Here is a 21,889-nt window from a genome sequence, read left to right as displayed (position 1 = left end):
TCCGGTCATGAGCGACCTGACCCGGAGCAACGACGGCCTCGCGGGGGCGGGGTCTGCCGACCCCGTGGTTGCTCCGGCTATGAACGGGCTGACCCGGAGTAACGACGGTCTCGCGGGGGGCGGGGCGGGTTGCGCCGACCCCACCGGCCGATCCGTGCCGGCCGACCCCGCGCTTGCTCCGGTTATGAGCGACCTGATCCGGAGCAACGACGGTCTCGCGGGGGTGGGGTGCGCCGAGCCCGTGGTTGCTCCGGCTATGAACGGGCTGACCCGGAGCGATGGCGGGCTCGCAGGGGGTGGGGTCGGCCGAGCCCGGGGTGGGATCCGCCGGCCCACACCGGCGCCGAGCCCGTGGTTGCTCCGGTTATGAACGGGCTGACGCGGAGCAATGACGGTCTCGCGGGGGTGGGGTCCGCCGACCCCGCGGTTGCTCCGGTTCTGAGCGGCCTGATCCGGAGCAATGACGGTCTCGCGGGGGTGGGGTCTGCCGAGCCGGTGGTTGCTCCGGTTATGAACGGGCTGACCCGGCGTGATGGCGGGGTCGCGGGGGGGGGGGGGGGGTGGGGGTCAGGGGTGGGGCAGGAGGGAGACGAGCTGGGCGCGGGAGCGGACGCCGACCTTGCGGTAGATCGCCGTGAGCCGCGACTCCACCGCGCGCACGGACAGGAACAGCCGCGCGGCGATCTCCCGGTTGCGCAGGCCGGCGACGACGAGCTCGACGACGTCCCGCTCGGCATCGGACAGCGCCGCGACGAGGTCGGACGAGCGTGCGTCCGACGAGCGTGCGCCCGACGAGTGTGCGCCCGACGAGTGTGCGACCGACGAGCGTGCGCCCGGCTGGCCGGGCGACGACGAGCCCGGCCCGGCGGGCGACGGGCCGGCCGGTGCGCCGGGGGCGAGGGACGCGTCGTCGTCGGCCCCGACGAGGTCCCCGGCCCACCACGGCAGACCGATGCGCCGGTAGGTCGCGGCCGCGTCGTCGCGCACGCGCTCGGCGCGCTCGCCCGCCCCCATCGCGTCGAGCCGCGCGGCGAACGCGGACAGCGTGCGGGCGAGCTCGTAGTCGCTGTCCCGCGGCCCGAACATCACGGCGGCGTCCTCGAACGCGCGCACGGCCTCGTCGTCGGGCGCGAGCAGGGCCCGGCACCTCGCGAGCGCGAGCGCGGACCAGCGGGACGACGCGGCCGCGGACCGGCGCGCGAGGTCGTCGACGATGGTGCGCGCGGCGGCGGTGTTGCCGGTGCGCACGAGCACCTCGACGAGGTCGGCGTCGCACCGGTAGAGGTGGGGGCCGGGCGGGCCGGCGGAGACCATGCGGCACCGCATGAGGGCGCGGGCGGCCTCGTCGAGGTCGCCGGCGTGCAGCGCGCGCGCCCCGAGGTAGGCGTCGACGCGCGCGGAGATCGCGGGGTTGCGGCTGCCGCGGGAGATGTCGAGCAGCTCGTCCTCGCAGGCGCGTGCGCGGTCGGGACGGCCGGTCTCGTGGAAGTACCACAGCTCGTGGAACAGCCGGTAGGGCCGGTGCACGTGGGGCAGCTCGTCCTGCTCGACGAGCGCGGCGACGGTCGCGGTCGCGGCGCGCAGGTCACCGGCGAGGCGGTCGTTGTCGGCGTCGTAGAGCCGCGTGGTGACGACCCACAGCGGGTCGACGGCCGCGGGTGACGCGAGCAGGGTGCGGAACAGGTCGCGCGCCTCGTCGTACCGCTCGGCGTAGGTCAGGGCGCGGGCGCGGGTCATGAGCGCGGTGGTCGACGACGGGTTGGGGCCCACCTGGACGGCGACGGCGGTGCTGCGCGAGCGGGCGCGCGCGCTGGACATCGCGTCGAACAGGATCGCGGCGCTCTCGGCGACGGTGTGCGCGGGCTCGTGCGCGACACCGAGGAGGGCGTCCATGCGGGCGAGGTACTCGGCGGCACGCACGAGCTCCCACCGCTCGGTGCTGTACGTCGCGAGCAGCGCGAGCAGCAGCACGGACTCGTCGGGCGCGGAGGCGCCGTGCAGCTCGAGCGCGCGCTCGGCGAGCGCGGTGAGCAGGCTCTGTGTCGCGACGTACTCGATGCGCACGCGCAGGCTCGCGACGACGAGGCGGGAGTGCGGCGACGCCTCCTCGACGGACTCGGCGATGTCGACGTAGCGCCGCGCGATCTCCAGGTGCCCGCGGTAGAAGTACGCGGCGGCGACGACGAGCAGGTGGTCGGCCGCGCGGGCGCCGGGCTGCGCGAGCAGCAGGGAGCGCTCGACGTACTCGAACGCGACGTCGGGAGAGCCCTCGGCGAGCAGCCCGAGCGCGGCGCGGCGCAGCGCCTCGGCCGCGCGCGGGCCGGGGTCGACGAAGCTCGCGTGCCAGTCGCTCGCGTACGGGTCGCTCACGTGCTCGACGGCGCGGCGGTGGTGCTCGCGGCGGCGGCGCGCGCTCGTCGAGTGGAACACCGCGGAGCGCACGGGCTCGCGCGTGAGGCTCAGCCACGCGCCGTCGCGCGCGACCCAGCCGGCCGCGACGAGCTCGTCGACGACCTCGAGCTCGTCACCGCCGCCCAGGTCGTCGGCATGCGTGCGGGGTGCGAGCGCGAGCCGCTCGACGAGCGCGGCCTGCGCGGGTGGGAGCTGCGCGAACCGGCGCACGACGTGCTCGACGCGGCCGGGCCGCAGCGGCAGCTCGAGCGGTGCGCTGCCCGCCGCCTGCGCGGGCGTGAGGCCGGCGAGCAGGTCCACCGCGTCGGCGGGTGAGCCGCCGCTGCGGTGGGCGACGACGTCCAGCACCGCGGGGTGGTGCCGCGCGGGCGCGAGGTGCCCGACGAGCGCGCGGGTGCGGCGCGCGTCGAGCGGCCCGAGCACGACCTCGTCGAGACCCCCGAGCTCGGGCGGGACGCTCTCGACGAGGAGCACGAGCCGCAGCCCGGTCCCCGCGAGCCGGCGCGCCAGGAACCCGACGACGGCACGGCTGCGCGGGTCGAGCAGGTCGGCGTCGTCGACGAGCAGCACGGTCGCGGGGGCGTCGTGCTCGTGCAGGAGCGTCAGGATGCGGTGGGCGACCACGACGACCTCGAGGTCCGGTGCGGAGCCGAGGCTCAGCGCGAGGTGCCGCCAGCGTTCGTCGTCGATCGCGTACAGCAGCGACGAGATCCCCGCGAAGGGCCACGACGACTCGGTCGGGTTCGCGCGCACGTCGAAAGCGCGCGGCAACCGCTCGACGGCCTCGCGCACGAACGTCGACCGTCCGGACCCGCGTGGGCCCCGGACGACGATCGCGATCTCCGAGGCGTCGCACGCACGTTGCACGCGCGCCAGCTCCTGCTCGCGCACGAACACGACGATCCCCCCTCGACGTCGGCCTCAGACTAGCCCGCGAAGCGGGCCCGTCCGGGGCCGACGCCGGGGTGAAACGCGTGCTCAGACCGGCACGGCGGCGGTGCGCGTGGCCGCGCGGGCGGCGTTGCGCATGAGCAGGCCGAGCATCACGGGACCGATCCCGCCGGGGACGGGCATGATCGCGCCGGCCACGCGGGCCACGTCGTCGGTGTCGACGCCGCCGCGCAGCACGGGCACCACGGTGCCGTCGTCGCGCGTGGTCGTGCCGACGAGCATCGGGTTGAAGTCGATCACGGTGGCGCCCGGGCGCACCCAGTCGGCCGTGACGACCTGCGGGTGCTCGAGGCTCACGACGAGCACGTCGGCGGTGCGGGCCAGCTCGCGCGCCTGCGGGTGGTCGACGGGCACGAGCGAGAACGGCGCGGACAGCGGCAGCAACGCGGGGGCGGCGACGCGCGCGACGACGTTCGCGACGGGGTTGCTCGCCATGAGCGGCGTCTCCGTGAGCAGCACGATGGTGCTGCCCTCGACGGGGATGTCGGACGCGGCGAGCGCGAGCAGCACGGCCTCGCCGACGAGCGGCAGCACCGCGTCGTCCTCGCGGACGTTGGACGCGAGCAGCCCCGCGGAGTGCCGCGGGTGCAGGCCCTCGAGCTCCTTCTCCGGGGCGATCGCCGGCAGCACGTCGCGCACGCCGATGTGCGCGGGCAGCGGCATGAGCACCATGATCCCGTGCACGTCCGGGTCGGCGTTGGCGAGCGAGATCGTGGCGAGCAGCGTCTCGAGCGAGGTGTCCGGGCCGAGCGTCACGTCCTCGCAGTCGATGCCGTACGCGGTCAGCGTGCGCACGTGCAGGCCGCGGTTGACGGCCAGCATGGGGTTGGGGTTCTCGACGCTGACGAGCGTGACGCGCGGCCGGACGCCGGCGGCCGCCGCGGCGGCGACGGCGGGGGCGACGAGGCTGCGCTGGAGCGAGCGCCCGTCGATGAGGGTGGCGGTCATGGGACTTCCTCTCGGTGGGTGTGGGTGGCGGGGCGACGGAGGGGCGTCAGCGGCGCAGGAGCCGGGCGAGGCGCAGCGAGCCGACGATCACGGGCAGCGTCACGACGGCGCCCGCGGCGACGCACGCCGCCGTGGTGCCGGGCCGCAGGCCGCCGGCGCGCGCGGCGGACCGGGCGGCCCGTGCGGACGCGACGAGCAGGGCGGGCGCGGTGACGAGCCCCGGGTTGTACTCGCGCAGGCGCACGGCGCGCCCGACATGGCTGGCACCGTTGAGCGCGAGCGCACCGGCCGCGGCGACCGCGGCGCCCGCCCGCACCGGTCCGGGTGAGTCCTCGAGCCCGCGGGTCAGGGCCGCGACCGCGGCGGTGATCACGGCGGTCGCGAGCGCCATCCGCCGCGGCCCGTAGTCCTCCGGCTCGAGGCCGACGCGCGCGAGCACGGCCGGGTCGAACGGTGTCCCGCGGTCGCCGAACGCGATCTCCTCGGCGTTGTGGACCGCGAACACCGCGAGCATCGTCGCGCGCTCGCCGCTCATCGGGTGCCGGCCAGGGCCGCGTCGTGGTGCGCGTCGGGTGCCGCGTCGAGCACCGACGACAGCGCGCGGGCGATCGTCGCGAGCGCGTCGTCGTCGCGGAAGATCGAGTAGTGGTCGCCGTCGACGGGCGCGTACGCGACGAGGCTGCTCGCGTACCGCTGCCACTCGCGCACGCTGGTGTGCGCGATGCCGAGCCGGTCGAGCACCTCGGGCGGCTCGGGCCGGGACGCCTCGACGACGAGCACGGGGCACGTGAGGTCCGCGTCGGGGGTCCACCGCTTGAGCGCGCGGTGGTTCTCCTGCCACATCGCGAAGAACCGCGCGAGCTCGTCGCGCACGCTCGTCGGCCACGCGGGCTCGACGACCCGCTCGAGGACCTCCCGCGGGTCGCGTGCGTGCTCGACGCCGGGCCGCAGGCGCAGGCCGGGGACGAGCGCGTGCAGCAGCGCGGGGAACGCGGCCAGGTAGTCCTCGGGGCCGCAGTCGCCCGAGGTGTACGCGTGCGGGGGGTGCGAGTCGACCATCACGAGGTGCTCGACCTGCTCGCCCGCCTGCTCGAGCTGCAGCGCCATCTCCGCCGCGAGGTTCCCGCCGAACGAGTACCCGCCGATGAGGTACGGGCCGTGCGGCTGCGCGGTGCGGATCGCGTCCAGGTACGTCGCGGCGAGCGCGCGCATGCTCGGGCCCTGCCCGACGAGCTCGGGTGGGTAGCCGATCGCGACGATGCCGAGCCGCGGGTCGACGTGCGGGGCCAGGCCGGCGTAGCAGGTCGTCGTGCCGCCCGCGGGGTGGACCAGGTAGACGGTCCGCTCGCGCGGCGCGGTGACCCGCACGAGCCCCACGGGTGCGAGCACGTCCGCGCGGGTGGCGGCGGGCGTGCGCGCCGGCGCCGCGGCGGGGGCGTCCGACGAGGCGCGGCGCGACACGACGGTCGCCGCGAGCGCCGCGACCGTGCGTGCCTGCTCGAGGTCGGCGAACTCGAGCGTCGGGTCGACGTCGTCGCGCAGCGTCGCGAGCAGGTCGACGAGCGTGAGGGAGTCGGCGCCCGCGTCGACGAGGTCGTCGTGCGGGGCGAGCGTCGGGTGCACCAGGAGCCGGCGCGCGATGGCGAGCACCTGCTCCTGCACCGGGCCGGCGAGCTCCCCGGACGGCGCGGACGGCCCGGACGTCGCGGCCACCGCCGGCGCCGGCACCGCGGCCGCCGTGGGCGCCGCGTCGTCGAGCCAGTGCCGCGTGCGCGCCAGCGTGCGTCCGCCCCACGGCGCGGGCCGCCGTGCGCGGTCGGCGCGGCGACGCAGCACCACGTGCACGTTCGTGCCGCCCATGCCGAACGAGCTGACGCCAGCGGCGTCGAGCCACGGCGCGTCCACGGCGCTCGTCGGGAACGCGAAGCCGTCCGTGGCGAGCAGCGGGTTCGGCGTCGTGAAGCCCGCGAGGGGCGGGACCACGCCGCGCTCCAGCACGAGCGCCGCCTTGATGACGCCCGTGACGCCGGCCGCGGCGTCGAGGTGGCCGAGGTTGCCCTTGACCGCGCCGAGGTAGCAGGGCGCGCTCGTCGTCCCCGTACCGGCGTCCCGGGCCAGGGCCAGCGCCCGCAGCTCGATCGGGTCGCCGATCGCGGTGCCCGTGCCGTGCGTCTCGACGTACCGCACGTCGTCGGCGGTCAGGCCCGCGTCACGCAGCGCGGCCGCGACCACGGCGCTCTGCCCGGGGACGCTGGGCGCGGGGTACCCGACCTTGTCCGCGCCGTCGTTGTTCACGGCCGAGCCCGCGACCTCGGCGTACACGCGGTCGGCGGGTGCGTGCGACGTCCGCGTGAGGACCACCGCCGCGGCACCGTGCGCCTTGACCGTCCCGTCGGCGGCCGCGTCGAACGGCCGGCACGTGCCGCGTGCGCTGAAGATGCTGCCCGCGCGGTGCAGGTACCCGCCCAGGTGCGGCAGGGACACGGACACGCCGCCGACCACCGCGACGTCGCACTCGCCCGCGAGCAGCGCGGCGCGGGCGAGGTGCACCGCGAGCAGCGAGCTCGAGCACGCGGACTGCACGACGACGGAGGGTCCGGTCAGGCCGAGCGCGTAGCTCGTCCGCGTGCACAGGAAGTCCTTGTCGTTCGCGAGCATCGCGGAGAAGTTCAGGTCGGTGGCGTCCCACAGCCCGGCGCGGGTCACGGGCCCCGGCAGGTACGTGCTGCTGCTGGACGAGCCGAACACGCCCACGCGCAGCGCGCGCAGGTCGCCGTCGAGGCCCGCGTCGTCCAGCGCCTGCCGCACGGTCTCGAGGAACACGCGCTGCTGCGGGTCCATGAGCGCGGCGTCGCGTGCGCTGATGCCGAACGCGTCGGCGTCGAACGCGGCGACGTCACGCAGCGCCGACCGCACGGGCACGAACGCGGAGTCGGCGAGCTGCTCGTCGCGGTACCCCGCCTGGTGCGAGTCCTCGCGGGGCACCTGCTCGAACGTCGTGCGCCCGTGCACGGTGAGGTCCCAGAACGCGTCGGGGTGGTCGGCGCCGGGCACGCGCAGCGCGACGCCGACGACGCTCACCGTGTCTCGGTGCTGCTCGCGGTGGTCCCGCTGCTCGGGCCGGGCGTGGTCGCGGGGTGTGGGCTGCGTGGGCTGCGTGGTCATGGCGGGCTCCCGTTCGTGTGGTCGGGTCAGCGGGTCGCGCGGCTCGAGACGAAGTCCGCGAGCTCGGCGGGCGTGGCGTGCTCGAACAGGTCGACGAGCGTGACGTCGGCGAGCCCGAGGCCGGTGCGCAGGCGCTCGTGCACCTGCATGACGTGCATCGAGGTGCCCCCGACGTCCATGAACCGGTCGTGCGGGCGCACCCGCCCGGCGCCGATGACGTCCTCCCACACGCGGGCGATGCGGTGCGCCAGGTCGTCGGCGTCCTCGTCGGCGGCCGTGCCTGTTTCAGCGCCGGCGCCCGCACCCGCCGTCCCGGGGTGTGCCGCGTCGGCGCGGGACGCGGCCGGCGCGGGCAGGCGGTCCAGGTCGGGCTTGCCGTTCTGGTTCGTCGGGATCGCCGCCACGGGCACGATCGCGGCGGGCACCATGTACGCGGGCAGGCGCTCGGCGAGCGCGCGACGCAGCACGCCGACCGCGTCGTCGTCGAGCGAGCGACCCGGCGCGGGCACCACCCACGCCGCGAGGAACGGCTCGGTGCCCGCGGGGGCGAGCAGCCGCACGACGGCCGCGCCGACGCCCGCGTCCGCGGTGAGCGCGGACGTCACCTCGCCGAGCTCGATGCGGTACCCGCGCAGCTGCACCTGGTCGTCGACGCGGCCCACGTAGACGAGCTCGCCGTCACCGTCGCGCCGCACCCGGTCGCCCGTGACGTACGCGCGCTCGCGGCGGCCGTCGACGACGACCGCGCGGAAGCGCTCCGCGGTCAGGTCGGGCCGGCCCAGGTACCCCTGCGCCAGGCCCGCGCCAGTGACCAGCAGCTCGCCGCTCACCCCGGGCGGGCACAGGCGGCCGAACGGGTCGACGACCACGGCGCCCAGGTGCGCGAGCGGCTCGCCGATGAGGCTGCGCACCTGCGTGCGCGCCTCGGTGGGGGTGATCTCCCGAGCCGTGACGTGCACGGTCGTCTCGGTGATGCCGTACATGTTGACGAACCGCGTGCCGGCGCCGACGTGGTCGAGCCACGGGCGCAGGTCCTGCGGGTACAGGGCCTCGCCGCCGAACACCGCGAGCCGCACGTCCGGCAGCGTCGTACCGGCACGGACGAGCACGTCGGACAGGCGGCGGAACGCGGACGGGGTCTGGTTGAGCACCGTGATGCGCTCGCGGGCGAGGAACGCGGCGAACGCCTCGGGGTTGGCGACCTCGTCCCCCTGCGGCACGACGAGGCACCCGCCGCGGGTCAGCGGGCCGAGCACCTCCCACACGCTGAAGTCGAACGCGAGGGAGTGGAACAGGCACCACCGGTCGCTCGGCTCGTGCGGGACGGCGTCGAGCGCCGCGTCCAGGAGCGCGGTCACGTTGTCGTGCCGCACGACGACGCCCTTCGGCTCACCCGTGGAGCCCGACGTGAAGATCACGTACGCGAGGTCGGTGCCGCGCCGGGGGGCGGGTGGCAGCTGCGCACCGTCGCCGCGGGTCAGCGCGAACCCGTCGAGCAGGTGGACGTCCGCGCGGCGCGCGAGCGTGTGCTGCGCGCCGGGCTCGGCGAGCACGGTCACGCGGCCGTCGAGCTCGCGGGCGACGCGCGCGTGGATGAGCTCGGCGCGCCGCGGCGGCGCGGCCGGGTCGACCGGCACGTACGTGCGGCCGGACGCCATGACGCCGAGCATCGCGACGACCGCCTCGACGCTGCGGGGGAGCGTCACGACGACGAACGGCGAGGCGCCGGCCGCGTCGAGCGCGGCCGCGGTGGCGCGCACCCGTGCGACGAGCGTCGCGTAGTCCACGTCGAGCCCACCGGCCCGCAGCGCGACCGCGTGCGGCGTGCGCCGCGCGACGTCCTCGAGGTCGTCGACGACCGTGCGGCGCGTGCCCGGGCTCGCGGGCTGCTCGTCGGCGTCCGTGAGGACCACGTCGCCGATCACCGGGGCGTCGGGCGTGCGGGTCAGGGCGTCGAGCGCGGCGCGCAGCAGGCCGGGTGCGTCCGCGGCCTCGAGGTGGTCGGCCACCGCGACGTCGAGCTCCATGCGCTCGCCGTCGTCGGACGCGGTGACGGTGAGCGGGTAGGGCAGCGCGTCGCGGCGCAGCGGGACGGACGTGACGCGCGTGCCGGGCAGCCGCAGCACGAGGTTCTGCTTGTAGAACGTCACGGCGTTGTCGACGCCGTGGAACGCCCCGCCCAGCAGGTCCGCGCCGTCGGGCCCGGACAGGTCCAGGCCCTGGTTCGCCTGCAGCAGCCGGATCCCGGTGCGCACCTGCGCGGCGAGCTCGCGCCACGTCGTGGTCGCGTCGATCCGCACGGGCAGCGGGAGCGTGTTGACGAAGAACCCGATCGCGTTCTTCGCGCGGTGGCCGGCGCGGCCCGCGAGGGGGACGCCCAGCGCGACGGTCTCGCGGCCCGCGAGGCGCTGCAGCGTCGCGGCGTACGCGGTGAAGAACGTCGTCGCGGCGCCGTGCTCGGTCCACGTCTCGCTCGCGCGGATGCGCGCCGCGGTCGCCGGGTCCGGGGACCAGCGGTGGTGCGTGCCCGTGACGGGCCCGTCGCCGCGCCGCGGCTCGAGCTCGGGGTGCCGCAGGTCGTCCGCGGTCGCCAGCAGCTCGCCGTACCGGGCGACCGCCCCGGGCGACGTGGGCGTGGGCGGCACCGTGCCGGGGTGGTCGCGCAGCCCGTCGAGGACCTGCGGCCAGGCCTCGCCGGGCAGCGTGCACAGCGTCGAGATCGCGTCGACGACCCGGTAGAACGAGTACGCGTCCCCGACGAGGTGGGATGCCACCAGGCTCAGGTGGTGCACGCCCTCGCCCGGGTAGACCCGGACCGTGAGCTGTTCCGGCGCGCCCGGCGGGATCGGGCCGGCCGCGATGATCGCCTCGGTCTCCAGCGCGATGCGCGCGTCGCGGTCGAGGTCGGCCACCGGGTCAGGCGCCAGCTCGACGACGCGGACCCCGGCGCTGCCCGGCCGCACGACGGCGGTCACGCCCTCGGGGCCGTGCTCGAACGACGTGCTCGCGCCGACCGCCGCGGTGAACACCGCGCGGGTCGCCTCGACGAGCAGCCCCAGGTCGACCGGCTCCTCGATGCGGAACACGAACGCGAGGTCGAACGCCGTGTCGGTGGGGTTCGCCGCGTGGTGCAGGAACATGCCGCGCTGCGCGGGGGTGGCGGGGTAGCGGGACGTCACGGTCACGGTGGTGCCTCCTGGGTCGAGGGGGGTGCGTGTGCGGACGAGAGGTCAGGCGGTGGCCTCGACGAGGTCGTCGGTGCGGCTGCCCCGGCCGCCGTGCCGGCGGTCCGCGGCGAACACGGCGACGACCGCGAGGGCGACCCCGGCGCAGATCAGCGCCAGGACGGTCAGGCCGGTGCTGTAGGCGGAGATCTCGGCGGACCGCGCGGCCTGCGCGACGAGCTGGTCGCGGATCGCCGCGGCCTGCGCGGAGCCGGGCTCGGCACCCGCGGCGGCGACGGCCGACGCGATGCTCGCGCGCAGCTCGTCGGCGCCGGAGGTCAGGGTGCGGGTCATCGCGTCGGCCGCGACGGTGGACAGGAACGCGACGCCGAGCGACGCCCCGAGCTGCTGGCTCGTGTTCGCGAACGCCGACGCGATGGACGAGTGCGCGGGCCCGATGCCGTGCGTCGCGGACGACATCGCGGGCGCCATGACGAGCCCGAGGCCGATCCCGGCGACGACCATGGGCGCCACGAGGGGGCCCGCGTCGGTCGTCGTGACGTCGACGCGCGTCGCGATCCACGCGAAGCCGGCCGCCTGCACCGCGGCGCCCGTGACGAACGTCGCGGCGAGCCCCACGCGCGGCACGAGCACGCGCGTCGAGACGACGGCCGCGACGACGAGCCCGCCGACCATCGGCAGGAACGCGACACCGGTGCGCAGCGGCGTGTACCCGAGGTCGCGCTGCAGGTAGAACGTCAGGTAGAGCGAGCTGCCCATCTGCGCGAGCCCGACGAGCCCGATCGTGAGGTACGAGCTCGCGCGGCGCGCGTCGGTCACGATCGACAGCGGCACCAGCGGCGAGGGCGCGACGCGCTCGCGGGCCAGGAACCCGGCTCCCAGCAGCACGCCCGCGCTGAGCAGGCCGACCGTGAGCGGGTGCCCCCAGCCGAGGGTCTCCGCGCGGGAGAAGCCGAGCACCACGCAGAACACGGCGCTCGACCCGAGCAGCAGACCCGCGGCGTCCTCGAGCACCACGCCGCGGCGGGCGGGTGACGTGCCGCGCAGCCCGCGCGTCGCGAGCAGCACCGTCACGAGCGCGAGCGGCACGTTGACGAAGAAGCACCAGCGCCAGCTCCCCGCCTGCGTGAGCGCACCACCGAGCACGAGCCCCAGCGCGGCACCCGCGCCGGCGACCGCGCCGAAGATCGCGAACGCCTTGGCCCGCTCGTCCTTGCCGGGGAACGCGGTGTTCATCAGCGAGAGGTTCGTCGGGGCCATGAGCGCCGCGAACACGCCCTGCGCCACGCGCGCCGCGACCAGCAGGCCGAAGCTCGTCGCGAACCCGCCCGCGAGGCTCACCGCGCCGAACCCCGCGACGCCCAGCATGAACGCGCGGCGCGCGCCGAGGACCTGCGAGATGCGCCCGCCGACGAGCAGCAGCGAGCCGAACGCGAGCGTGTACGCGGTGATCGCCCACTGCCGGTCGGCGTCGCCGAAGCCGAGCTCGGCCTGCGCGTCGGGCAGGGCCACGGCGATGATCGTCGTGTCGAGCACGACGACCACCTGGGCCAGGCAGGCGCACAGCACGAGGGACCTGGACGACGTGCGCTGCGGTGCGGTGATGCTCATGCCTCGCTCCTGGCGTCGGGACGGGTGGGAACGCCTCGACGCTAGGAGCAGGACGGACCGGACGGAACGCCCGCGGGCCCGCTCTGTGGTCGCCGTGTGGTCGGTCTGTGGGTTGCCACATCCCCGCAGTCAGCGCGTCCGCAGCGGCCTCGCGCCGACCAGCGCGTCCAGCTCGGGGGCCACGTCCACGCCGAGCTCGCGGCGCAGCAGGGTGCGGTGCTCGTCGAGAGCGCGGTGCGTGCTTCACGACTCACGCTGGCTCGATCGCGGACCGACCTCCCCCGCGGATCACGGGCACTGCGCGTAGGAGCTCCGGCAGGATGCTCGTGCGGACGTGACCTTCGTGAGAGCCAAGGACGGTGCTCCGTACGCGCGTCTCGGGCCGGCACGGGTCCAAGAGATGCCCGACAGGGCGTCTGCAAGTCTCTGACCTGCGGAGTTGATGGAGCGGGTGACGGGAATCGAACCCGCGCTGTCAGCTTGGGAAGCTGAAGTTCTACCATTGAACTACACCCGCGCGAACCGTCCTCGGACGCCCGGAGGCGCCGAGCCGCGGTCGGCATCCGACAGCATAGCGGCCGCTCGCGACGAGTCGAACCGCGTCCCGCCCGGCACCGCCGCCCCGCGGCACACCCCCGCTCCGACCTCCCCACGACGACGACCCCGCGGTTGCTCCGTCTCCGGCCGCTCATACCCGGAGCGACGACGGGGTCGTCGTCGTGGTGGCGGCCGAGACCGTGGTTGCTCCGGGTAGGGGAGAGCGGAGCCGGAGGAACCGCGGGGTCGTCGGGCGGCGGGCCGGCCGGGGGGCGCGGGTCAGGGGCCGGGACGGGTCAGGGGCGGGGGGTGAGCTCGGTGACCTCGTCCGGGGGGTCGATCCGCACCTCGGTGTTCCAGCCCGTCAGGTCGGCCTCGACTGTGCCGGCGGGCTCGGCGTAGCGGCGGACCAGACCGTCCGGGCCGATCCACAGCCGCAGCATCCAGTACGGGTTGGCGACGGCGCCGCTGGTGAACCGCTCACCGGTCGCCCCGGTCGCCCGTCGGAGGTCGACGACGACGTCGAACGGCTGCGCGGTCACGCCGTCGACGGAGATCGACGCACCACCCGGGGCGACGGACGCGACCGCGTCGCGGACCTCCTCGAACCGGCGGGACAGGTCGACCACCGCGAGGTAGTCGACGTACGCGCCGACGAGCAGGTCGGCCGGGTCCTCGCGGGACGTGCGGGCGAAGCCGTCGGTCAGGCCGGGCAGGGAGGCGTACGCGTCGTCGTCGACGAGCCGCAGCTCGCTCACCGCGCCGTCCTCGTCGATCCGCCCGACGAGGTCCCAGCGGTCGCGGTGACGCTCGGCGCCGCCGGTGACGACCGGAGCCTGCGGATCGAGCCGCAGCTCGAACGTGTACGTGTCGACCGCCCGCAGCGCGTCGGCGAGGTCGGCGACCACGTGCTCGGTGTCGTACCGCACGGCGACGTCCGGGAGCGGCCTCGGACCGCCCTCGTCGGCGAGGGCACCGCCGGCGAGCGCACCGGTGACGCCGCCCGCGAGCAGCCCGGTGACGGCGACGAGCGCCGGGACCCGGGACAGCGGCGGAAGGTGCACGGCCGAACTCTGTCAGCACCGGGCACGTTCGCGCAGCACCCCGACGAGGGACGGCGCGCGGGCAGGCGACGACGCGGCGCCGGCCCGGTCAGCGGTTCAGCACGAGCTCCACGTCACCGAGGTCGAGGTTCTTGCCCCGCTCGACGGTGATGACGCGGTAGGCGGCGGGCAGCGTGTACCAGTAGGGCACCTCGTCGTCGCGGGTGTGCCCGATGGAGGGTGAGAGCGTGAGGCGGTAGGTGCCGGGGTCGACCGCAGCCCCGGTGTAGAGCCCGTGGGCGGGGTGGTCCCACGAGGACGTGACCGAGCCGTGCTGCATCAGGTTGACGTTGCCGTCGAACGGGACGCCCCGGTAGTACAGGCGTACCCGCACGCTCCCCTGCCTCTCGGTCAGGCGCAGCGCGATCCTCGACCCCCCGTCGTCGATCTGCGTGTCGGTCTCCGTGGAGACCCACCCCTTCTGCCTGACGGTGACGCGCGCCGCTCCGGGTACGAGACCCCTCGCCACGAAGTCGCCGTTCCTCCCGACGGCAGCACCATGGGTGTAGTCGACGCAGTCGACGCCGCACACGACGACCTCCCGCCGCGGGTCCTGCCAGGTCCCCTTGTCGCCGCCCGTCACGTTGCCGGCCAGGGCCACGGCCGTCCTGTTCCCGCGCAGGTGCCCGGTGGTGGTGACCTTGCCCGCGCGGACCGTGACGGGCTTGCGGATCCAGAGGTCGCCTATCGAGTACACGTAGTACCGGCCGGGCGGGACGGTGAACCGGGACCGGAGGGGCTGGCGGATCCCCTTGGCGTTCGCGTCGGCCAGGTAGACGGTCCCGTCCGCCGAGGGGACGTAGATCGTCCCCTCGCGCGTGAGCGTCAGGTGGCGTGTCGTCGTCGCACCCGAGGTGACCTTCAGCAGCGCGGAGCCCGAGGACCAGCCGTTGTCGTCCGCGCTCTCGGCGAGGCGGTAGGTGCCCACGGGCACCCGCGTGAAGCGGTAGCGACCGGTCGCGTCGCTCGTGGTGCTCCGGAGGTAGCGGCCGTCGGCGTCGGCCGACTGCAGGGTGACCTCGACGCCGGGTCGGGGCGCGTCGGACCCGACGAGGCGGCCCGTGACCGTCCCCGGAGGTGTCGCGGGCAGGCTCGTCGTGGAGCGCTCGCCCGCCCGGACCGTCACCACGTCCGACGTGATCTCGACGCCGCTCTTGAGCCACGCCTGGATGCGGTAGCGCCCGGGGACGAGATACCGGAACTGGACCTTGCCGTCCTCGATCCCCTTGGCGTGCTGGCCGCGGATCGGCGTCCCGTCGAGCCGCTGGATCCACGCGTGGGCGCTGGTGCTCTCGGCGCCTGCGACCGTGGCGCCGACCGACCCGGTCCGGTCGAGGTCGATGTCGACGGTCGCGTCGGCCGTGGCCGCGGGGCGCAGCGGGACGCCCTGCCAGGCGCAGTCCGTCCGGCCTCCCGCCCCGACGTACGCGGGCGCGAACGTCCGCGGGTCGTCGGCGCCGGTGTTGGCGGTGAGCACCCAGGCCGTCGCGTCCGTGGGCACCGGGAGCGCGTAGGTGCCGTCGGCCGAGGTGGTCGTGGTGCCGGTCCGGCCGGTGGCGGGCTCCCGCCAGGAGACCTGCACCGGACGCGGCGGGGCCTCGCCCTCCGCGGTGACGCGTCCGCTGTAGACGACGTCGTCAGCGGCCGTGGCGGGGGTCAGCCCGCCCAGCAGGAGCGCTGTGGTGGCGAGCAGGGCGCCGGAGGGTCGCAGCATGTCAGGAGTGTGGCAGCGGCAGCACGCTCCGCGCCACCATCGTGGGGTCGACCGCGGCGGGTCCCGCTACCGGCGGAACGCGACCTCGACGGTGCCCAGGTCGAGGGTCTGGCCGGGCTTCACGGTCACCGTGGTCAGCGCGCTCGGCAGGTCGTACCAGAACGGCGCGCCGACGAGCACGTTGCCCGCGGAGGCGTTCAGCGTCATGCGGTACGTGCCGGGCGCGAGGCGTGCGGCGCCCGTGTCGAGCGTGCCGCCCGTGAGCTCGCGCATCAGACCGGGCGCGTCGTTGCGGGAGAACGTCACGGTGCCCGTGACCGGCGCACCGCGGTAGCGCAGCACGCCGCGCACCCGGGCGTTCTCGGTCGTCAGGCTCAGCTGCAGGTTCGTCGTCGACGCCGTGCCGATGCGGGCGGTGACCCGGCCGGGCTGCCAGCCGGTCTGCTCGGCCTGCACGTGCGCGATGCCGGGCACGAGCCCGGTCACCCGGTAGGTCCCGTCGGCGCGGACGGTGGCCGCGCGGCCGTCGGTGCCGCCGCACAGGACGTCGCACACGGCGACGGTCCGCTTCTTCGCGCCGTCGCCCGTGTCGCCGCCCGTGACCGCGCCACGCAGGCTGACGAACGCCTTGTCCGGCCGCATGGTCCCGGCGTCGGTGACCTTGCCCGCGCGGATCGTGACGAGCGTGCGGGTCCAGCGCAGGCCGCTCGCCGCGTACACGTAGTACGTGCCGGGCGCGGCCGTGATGCGCGTGCGGTCGAGCTCGCGCACCCGGGTGCCGTCCGCCCGCGCCAGGACGACGAGCTGGTCGGGGGCGCGCACCACCAGGGCCCCTTCGCGCTCGAGCGTGAGGTCGCGCGTCGTCGTCGCACCCACCGTCACCTTGACGAGCCCGCTGCCCGAGCGCCACCCGTTGTCCTGGCCGCTCTCCGCGACCCGGTAGGTGCCGGCCGGCAGGCCCGAGAACCGGTACCGGCCCTGGGCGTCGGTCGTCGTGTCGGCCGGGGCGCCGTCACCGCTGATGGTGACGCGCACGCCGGCGACGGGCTTGCCGAACCCGAGCAGGCGCCCGGTGACGGTGCCACCCTTCGACCCGACCATCGACAGCGTGGCCTCCTGCCCCGGCCGAACCGTCACGACGTCGGACGTCGTCGCCGTGCGACCACCGCGGCTCGGCTGCAGGATCACGCGGTAGCGGCCGGGCACGAGGTCGCGGAACTGGAACGTGCCGTCGTCCTGGACGTCGCGCTGCGCGTCGTACAGGTACCCCTTGCCGTCGGCGCGCTTGAGGTCGACCCACGCGCGTCCGGGCGTGAACCCGGCCGCGGTCCCGACGATCGAGCCGCGCAGGTCGAGGTCGATGTCGACCGTCGCGTCCTGCGCCGCGTCGGGGCGCAGGTCGAGCGGCTGCCACGCGTAGTCGCTCTGCCCGTCGGCGCCGACGAACTCCGGCGCGTACGTGCGCGGGTCGCCGTACTCGTCGTTCGCGACGAGCACCCACTCGGACGCGGTCACCGGGACCGGCAGCGAGTAGGTGCCGTCCGGCGCGGTGACCACCGAGTGGTAGTCCCCGCTCGCGGGCTCGAACCAGCCCACGTGCGTCTGACCGGTGAGGGCGGCACCGGCGGCGGTCACGCGGCCGGTGTAGGTCACGTCGTCCTCGGCCGCGGCGGCGGGCGCCGTCGCAGCCGTCACCAGGGCGAACGTGACGACGCCGACGACGGCGGACTTCGAGAGCATCCGCCGATTGTTGCACTCGTCGCGTCCGCTGCGGTGCGGTTCGGCCGGGTCTGTGGACGGGAGGGCGTCAGCACGGTCACACGCTTCCTATCGCTGCAGCACGGTCCGCACGGTGCCCAGGTCCAACCTCTCGCCCGGCCGCACGGTGAACGTGCCGGGCACGTCGAGCCAGAACGGCGTGGCCGCGCCGCGCGAGCCCAGGATCCTGTCGGACGTGATCCGGTACGTCCCGGGCGCGATCCGGCCGTCCCACGTGTCGATGGAGCCGTTCTCGAGCCAGAAGGACTCGGTCACGGTGTCGCTCGTCAGGCTGACCCAGCCGGTCAACGGGACGCCGTTCGGCGTCACCAACTTCACGCGCAGCGCGCCGCCCTGCGTGGTCAGGCGCACGTCGACCCTCGTCGACGACCCTCCCGTGACGGTCTTCTTCGTCACGGGCTGCCAGCCCTTCTGGCTCGCGGTGACCGAGACCGCCCCCGGGATGACCGAGGTGGCCACGAACGTCCCGTCCGCAGCGACGCTGACGGGCGCGGGGGTGAAGCCCGTCGGCGGGACGTCGCACATGAGGTCGCAGACGCGGACCGTCTTGGGCCGGGAGGTCGTGGACGCGCCGCCGCCCGTGATCTTCCCGCGGACGGTCACGAACGGGTGGTCCGCACGCAGCTTCCCGGTCTGCGTCAGCTTGCCGGAGCGGATCGTCACGGCGGTGCGCGACCAGCCGCTCTTCGCCTTCGTCCAGACGAGGTACTGACCGGGCGGCAGCGTCAGGCTGTGGTCGCTGAAGAGCCATCGCCGCCAGGTGCCGTCGGCGTCGGCGAGCGCGACGTCCTGCCCGCCTGCGTCGACCGTGAGCCGGCCCTCACGCACCAGCGTGAGGTCGCGGGTCGTCGTCGCGTTCGACGTGACCTTGAGCAGGCCGGAGCCCGACGTCCACCCGTTCTCGTCGCCGGACTCGCTGATGCGGTACGTGCCGGGCGGCACGTCGTCCGCGCGGTAGCGGCCCTGCGCGTCGCTCGTGAGCCTGCGGGCGAAGTACGTGCCCGCCAGGGTGACCTCGACGCCGGCGACCGGACGGCCGGACCGCAGCAGGCGACCCGTGACCGTCCCGCCGGCGCGCAGGTCGGTGCGGACCGGGATCTCGTCACCGCCGAGCACCGTCACGGTCGTCGTGTGCACCGGGGTCCAGGTCCCACCCCGGTGTACGAGGATGCGGTACCGGCCCGGGATCAGGAACCGGAACACGTAGGAGCCGTCGCGCACCCGCTTGCCGTCGACGAACGTCCGGCCGCCGTCGGCGCGCTCCAGGAAAACTTCCGTCCCCTCACCTCCGCCGGTGACCGTCCCGACGACGGTCCCCGCCGGCACGAGGTCGATGTCGACCGTGGCGTCTTCCGTGGGCGCCGGACGCAGCTCGAGGCCCTCCCAGGCGTGGTCGGTGGCGCCGTCCGCGCCCACGTACTGCGGCGCGAACGTGCGCAGGTCCTGGTAGTTGTCGTAGTACGAGCGCTCGGCCTCGTACGGGTTGGCCACCAGCACCCACTGCGACACGCGCCCCGGCACGAGGAGCGAGTACGTGCCGTCGGCCCGTGTGAGCGTCGAGGCGTTGAGCCCCGTCGCGGGCTCGTACCAGCGCACGTGCACGGGCTTGGGCAGGGCCTTGCCCGCGGCGGTGACGCGTCCGGTGTAGGTGACGGTCGTGGTGGCCGCGGTGGCGGGGGCCAGCGAGCCGGCGACGAGGGCGAGTGCGAGCGTGCCGATGACGGCGAACCTCGAGAACATCCGTGCAGTCTGGCACCCGTCCCGCCCGCCAGGGGCCGGTTGCGGCCGATCTGCGCAGAACGTCACACGGGCAGCGCGAGCACCTGGTCTCGCACGACGCGCCGGAGTACCTTGCCGACCTGCGAGCGCGGCAGGTCGGGCAGCACGACGATCCGCCGCGGCACGGCGTAGCGCGCGAGGCGCCGCCCGCACCACTCGCGCACCGCCGCGAGGTCGACCTCGTGCCCCTCGCGCAGCACGACGGCCGCGACGACGGACTCGCCCAGGTCACCGCCCGGCACGCCGACCACGGCGACGTCCGCGACGCCCGGCATGGTGCGCAGGTGGTCCTCGACCTGCGACGGGTACACCTTGAACCCGCCGGTCACGATCATCTCCTTGATGCGGTCGACGAGCAGGACGAACCCGTCGTCGTCGACGCGCACCACGTCGCCGGTCCGCAGCCAGCCGTCCGCCAGGAGCTGCCCCGCGGTCTCGTCGGGCCGGTTCCAGTAGCCCGCGAAGACCTGCGGGCCGCGCACGAGCAGCTCACCGGCCTCGCCGCGCGCGACGTCGAGCGTCGGGTCCTCCTGCGAGACGACGCGCACCTCGGTGCCCGGGAACGGCAGGCCGAGCGCACCCGGCCGCCGCGTCGCGTCGAACGGGTTGCCGAGCGCGACGGGGGACGTCTCGGTCATGCCGTAGCCCTCGACGACGAGCCCGCCGGTCGCCTCCTCCCAGCGTCGCGCGGTCGCGGCCGGCAGCGCCATCGCCCCCGAGATCGCGCGCGTGAACGAGCGCAGCGAGACGCCCTGCTGCTCGGCGGCGGTGACGAGGCGGTCGAGCATGGGCGGCACGGCCGGGATGAAGGTTCCGGGCCGGCGGCGCTGCGCCGCGAGGACGAGCGTCGGGTCGAACGACGGGAGCACGACGAGCGTCGCGGCGATCCGCATCGAGTACGTCAGGCACAGTGTCAGGCCGAACGCGTGGAAGAACGGCAGCACGCCGTAGACGACCTCGCGCCCGCGCTCGTGCCGCGTCCACGCGTGCCCCTGCTCGGCGTTCGCGACGAGGTTGGCGTGCGTGAGCACCGCGGCCTTGGGGGTCCCGGTGGTCCCGCCGGTGTACTGCAGCAGGGCGATGCCCGACGAGGTGGGCTCGGGGTGCGACGCGGGCAGCGGGTCCGCGGCGCGCACGAGCCGGTGCCACAGCGGGACCTCGTCGGGCACGGGCCCACGCATCGCGGCGGCCGTGCGGCGGGCCTTGGCGACGGGCAACCGCAGCGCGAGCCGGTCGCGCGCGCGCAGGTCGTGCGCGAGGTCCACGGCGACGACCCGCAGGTCGGCCAGGGCCGCCGTCCGCTCACGGGCATCGAGCACCGCGGGCACGGCCTTGGTCCAGGTCAGCGCGACGGTCGCGCCGGAGTCCGCGAGCTGGTGCGCGAGCTCGTCGGCGGAGTAGGTGGGGTTGTGCTCGACGACGACGCCGCCGACGCGCAGCACCGCGTAGAACGCGACGAGGTGCTGCGGGCAGTTGGGCAGCGCGATCGCGACGCGGTCCCCGGCGCGTACGCCGAGCGCGACGAGCGCACCGGCGGCGCGGGCGACCTCGTCGGCCAGGGCGCGGTACGTCGTCGTCGCGCCGAGGAAGTCGACGGCGATACGGTCGCCGTGGTCGGCGGCGGCGCGCGCGAGGCCCGCGGTGAGCGGCTCGTCGGGCAGCGGGGGGAGGGTCACGGGTGAGGTCGCGGCGGGGGCCGCGGGTCGGCGGGCCGCGTCGTCAGGCGTGCGGTCGGTCGCCGGGCCGTTCCAGGTCATGCCTCAGCGTAACCTACGCCACCGTAAGTTACTACCCCGTAACCTCCGCCGCCCATGGCGCCCCCCGCCCGCACGGCCGCCCCCGCCCCACCCTCCGTGAGCCCGTGGTTGCTCCGGGACCCGCGCCGCAGAGCCGGAGCGAGCGCGGGCTCGGCGCCGCCTACTCCCGCGAGCCCGTGGTTGCTCCGGGAACCGGGCCGTGCAGCCGGAGCGCGGGCGGGGTCAGGGGGTGGACGGGGGCGTGCGTCGCGGCGGGACGTGGTGGGATCGGGGCATGGCGCCGACGATCCGTCCGTTCCACCCGGTCGACCTCGCAGGGCTCTACCGGCTGTGCCTGCTCACCGGGGACGCCGGCGGCGACGCGAGCGCGCTGTACCGCAACCCCGACCTGCTCGGTCACGTCTACGCCGGTCCCTACCCGGTCGCCGACCCGGGCCTGACGTTCGTCCTGGCCGACGAGCACGGCGTCGGCGGGTACGTCGTCGCGACCGCCGACTCCCGCGAGTTCCTGCGCTGGCTCGACGCGCACTGGTGGCCGACGCTGCGCGCGCAGTACCCCCGCGTCCCGGACCCGGGCGACGGCACGCAGGACCACGTCCTCGTCGACCGCATCCACGGCTGGCCCACCGCACCCGAGCCGTGCTACGACGAGTTCCCCGCGCACCTGCACATCGACCTCGCACCGCGGCTGCAGGGACAGGGCTGGGGCCGCCAGCTCGTCGCGACGCTCGCCGACGCGCTGCGCAGCCGCGGCGTGCACGGCCTGCACCTGGGCGTCAGCGAGCGCAACACCGGCGGCATCGCGTTCTACGACCGTCTCGGGTTCGAGACGTACGCGCGGCACGCCTGGGGCCGCACCCTCACGCTGCGGTTCTGAGGCTCGCGCCGAGGGCGTCCACGCTCGCCGGACAGCACGAGGGCCGGGACGCGCGCTGCGTCCCGGCCCTC

General features: G+C 75.4%; 12 protein-coding genes and 1 tRNA gene. 1 reads left to right on the top strand and 12 read right to left on the bottom strand.

Features of this window, described 5'->3' with window-relative positions:
* Nucleotides 1–567: 567 nt before the first annotated feature.
* The 12 genes from CBP52_RS13205 to CBP52_RS13150 all read right to left on the bottom strand — a co-directional run bounded on the left by CBP52_RS13205 (nt 568) and on the right by CBP52_RS13150 (nt 20,941).
* Nucleotides 568–3,303 (bottom strand): helix-turn-helix transcriptional regulator, encoded by a 2,736-nt coding sequence (locus tag CBP52_RS13205; protein ID WP_157732626.1) that lies wholly within the window; start codon nt 3,301–3,303, stop codon nt 568–570.
* Between the two features lie 87 nt (nt 3,304–3,390).
* Nucleotides 3,391–4,311, bottom strand: a complete 921-nt coding sequence (locus CBP52_RS13200) for a bifunctional 5,10-methylenetetrahydrofolate dehydrogenase/5,10-methenyltetrahydrofolate cyclohydrolase (RefSeq protein WP_094181344.1) — start codon at nt 4,309–4,311, stop codon at nt 3,391–3,393.
* Nucleotides 4,312–4,357: 46 nt separating this feature from the next.
* Nucleotides 4,358–4,846, bottom strand: coding sequence for an HXXEE domain-containing protein (locus CBP52_RS13195; RefSeq protein WP_094181343.1), 489 nt, complete (start codon nt 4,844–4,846; stop codon nt 4,358–4,360).
* Nucleotides 4,843–7,476 carry a beta-ketoacyl synthase N-terminal-like domain-containing protein gene (locus CBP52_RS13190; protein ID WP_094181342.1) on the bottom strand — a complete coding sequence of 878 codons (2,634 nt, stop codon included), beginning with the start codon at nt 7,474–7,476 and terminating at the stop codon, nt 4,843–4,845. The genes CBP52_RS13195 and CBP52_RS13190 overlap by 4 nt, the downstream gene beginning before the upstream one ends.
* Before the next feature lie 26 nt (nt 7,477–7,502).
* Nucleotides 7,503–10,661 (bottom strand): non-ribosomal peptide synthetase, encoded by a 3,159-nt coding sequence (locus CBP52_RS13185; protein ID WP_094181341.1) that lies wholly within the window; start codon nt 10,659–10,661, stop codon nt 7,503–7,505.
* Nucleotides 10,662–10,706: 45 nt separating this feature from the next.
* Nucleotides 10,707–12,272, bottom strand: a complete 1,566-nt coding sequence (locus tag CBP52_RS13180) for an MFS transporter (protein ID WP_094181340.1) — start codon at nt 12,270–12,272, stop codon at nt 10,707–10,709.
* A 443-nt stretch (nt 12,273–12,715) separates the two neighbouring features.
* Nucleotides 12,716–12,789 (bottom strand) — tRNA-Gly (locus CBP52_RS13175).
* Nucleotides 12,790–13,105: 316 nt separating this feature from the next.
* Nucleotides 13,106–13,873 carry a hypothetical protein gene (locus CBP52_RS13170; RefSeq protein WP_094181339.1) on the bottom strand — a complete coding sequence of 256 codons (768 nt, stop codon included), beginning with the start codon at nt 13,871–13,873 and terminating at the stop codon, nt 13,106–13,108.
* 88 nt (nt 13,874–13,961) lie between these two features.
* On the bottom strand, nt 13,962–15,626 hold the full coding sequence (locus CBP52_RS13165; RefSeq protein ID WP_094181338.1) for a collagen binding domain-containing protein: 1,665 nt from the start codon (nt 15,624–15,626) through the stop codon (nt 13,962–13,964).
* Nucleotides 15,627–15,692: 66 nt separating this feature from the next.
* Entirely contained in the window at nt 15,693–17,366 is a 1,674-nt protein-coding gene (locus tag CBP52_RS13160; protein WP_094181337.1) for a collagen binding domain-containing protein, read from the bottom strand.
* Between the two features lie 87 nt (nt 17,367–17,453).
* Nucleotides 17,454–19,145, bottom strand: a complete 1,692-nt coding sequence (locus CBP52_RS13155) for a carboxypeptidase-like regulatory domain-containing protein (protein ID WP_094181336.1) — start codon at nt 19,143–19,145, stop codon at nt 17,454–17,456.
* Nucleotides 19,146–19,207: 62 nt separating this feature from the next.
* Nucleotides 19,208–20,941 (bottom strand): AMP-binding protein, encoded by a 1,734-nt coding sequence (locus CBP52_RS13150; RefSeq protein ID WP_094181335.1) that lies wholly within the window; start codon nt 20,939–20,941, stop codon nt 19,208–19,210.
* A 274-nt stretch (nt 20,942–21,215) separates the two neighbouring features.
* Here CBP52_RS13150 and CBP52_RS13145 point away from each other — a divergent pair, with 274 nt between their 5' ends.
* Complete coding sequence (locus tag CBP52_RS13145) at nt 21,216–21,818, top strand: N-acetyltransferase (protein ID WP_094181334.1); 603 nt, start codon at nt 21,216–21,218, stop codon at nt 21,816–21,818.
* Nucleotides 21,819–21,889 lie beyond the last annotated feature (71 nt).

Origin of the sequence: Cellulomonas sp. PSBB021 (assembly GCF_002240455.1) — a bacterium.
Classification (GTDB): Bacteria; Actinomycetota; Actinomycetes; order Actinomycetales; family Cellulomonadaceae; genus Cellulomonas; species Cellulomonas uda.
The sequence above is the reverse complement of the archived record's forward strand: the minus strand, read 5'-3'. Positions and strand labels throughout refer to the sequence as shown.

Excerpts from the sequence above, each read along its gene's own strand:
- CBP52_RS13200 (WP_094181344.1), bottom strand. The coding sequence starts at position 4,311 with ATGACCGCCACCCTCATCGACGGGCGCTCGCTCCAGCGCAGCCTCGTC.
- CBP52_RS13165 (WP_094181338.1), bottom strand. The coding sequence starts at position 15,626 with ATGCTGCGACCCTCCGGCGCCCTGCTCGCCACCACAGCGCTCCTGCTG.
- CBP52_RS13195 (WP_094181343.1), bottom strand. The coding sequence starts at position 4,846 with ATGAGCGGCGAGCGCGCGACGATGCTCGCGGTGTTCGCGGTCCACAAC.
- CBP52_RS13160 (WP_094181337.1), bottom strand. The coding sequence starts at position 17,366 with ATGCTCTCGAAGTCCGCCGTCGTCGGCGTCGTCACGTTCGCCCTGGTG.
- CBP52_RS13150 (WP_094181335.1), bottom strand. The coding sequence starts at position 20,941 with ATGACCTGGAACGGCCCGGCGACCGACCGCACGCCTGACGACGCGGCC.
- CBP52_RS13145 (WP_094181334.1), top strand. The coding sequence starts at position 21,216 with ATGGCGCCGACGATCCGTCCGTTCCACCCGGTCGACCTCGCAGGGCTC.
- CBP52_RS13190 (WP_094181342.1), bottom strand. The coding sequence starts at position 7,476 with ATGACCACGCAGCCCACGCAGCCCACACCCCGCGACCACGCCCGGCCC.
- CBP52_RS13155 (WP_094181336.1), bottom strand. The coding sequence starts at position 19,145 with ATGTTCTCGAGGTTCGCCGTCATCGGCACGCTCGCACTCGCCCTCGTC.
- CBP52_RS13180 (WP_094181340.1), bottom strand. The coding sequence starts at position 12,272 with ATGAGCATCACCGCACCGCAGCGCACGTCGTCCAGGTCCCTCGTGCTG.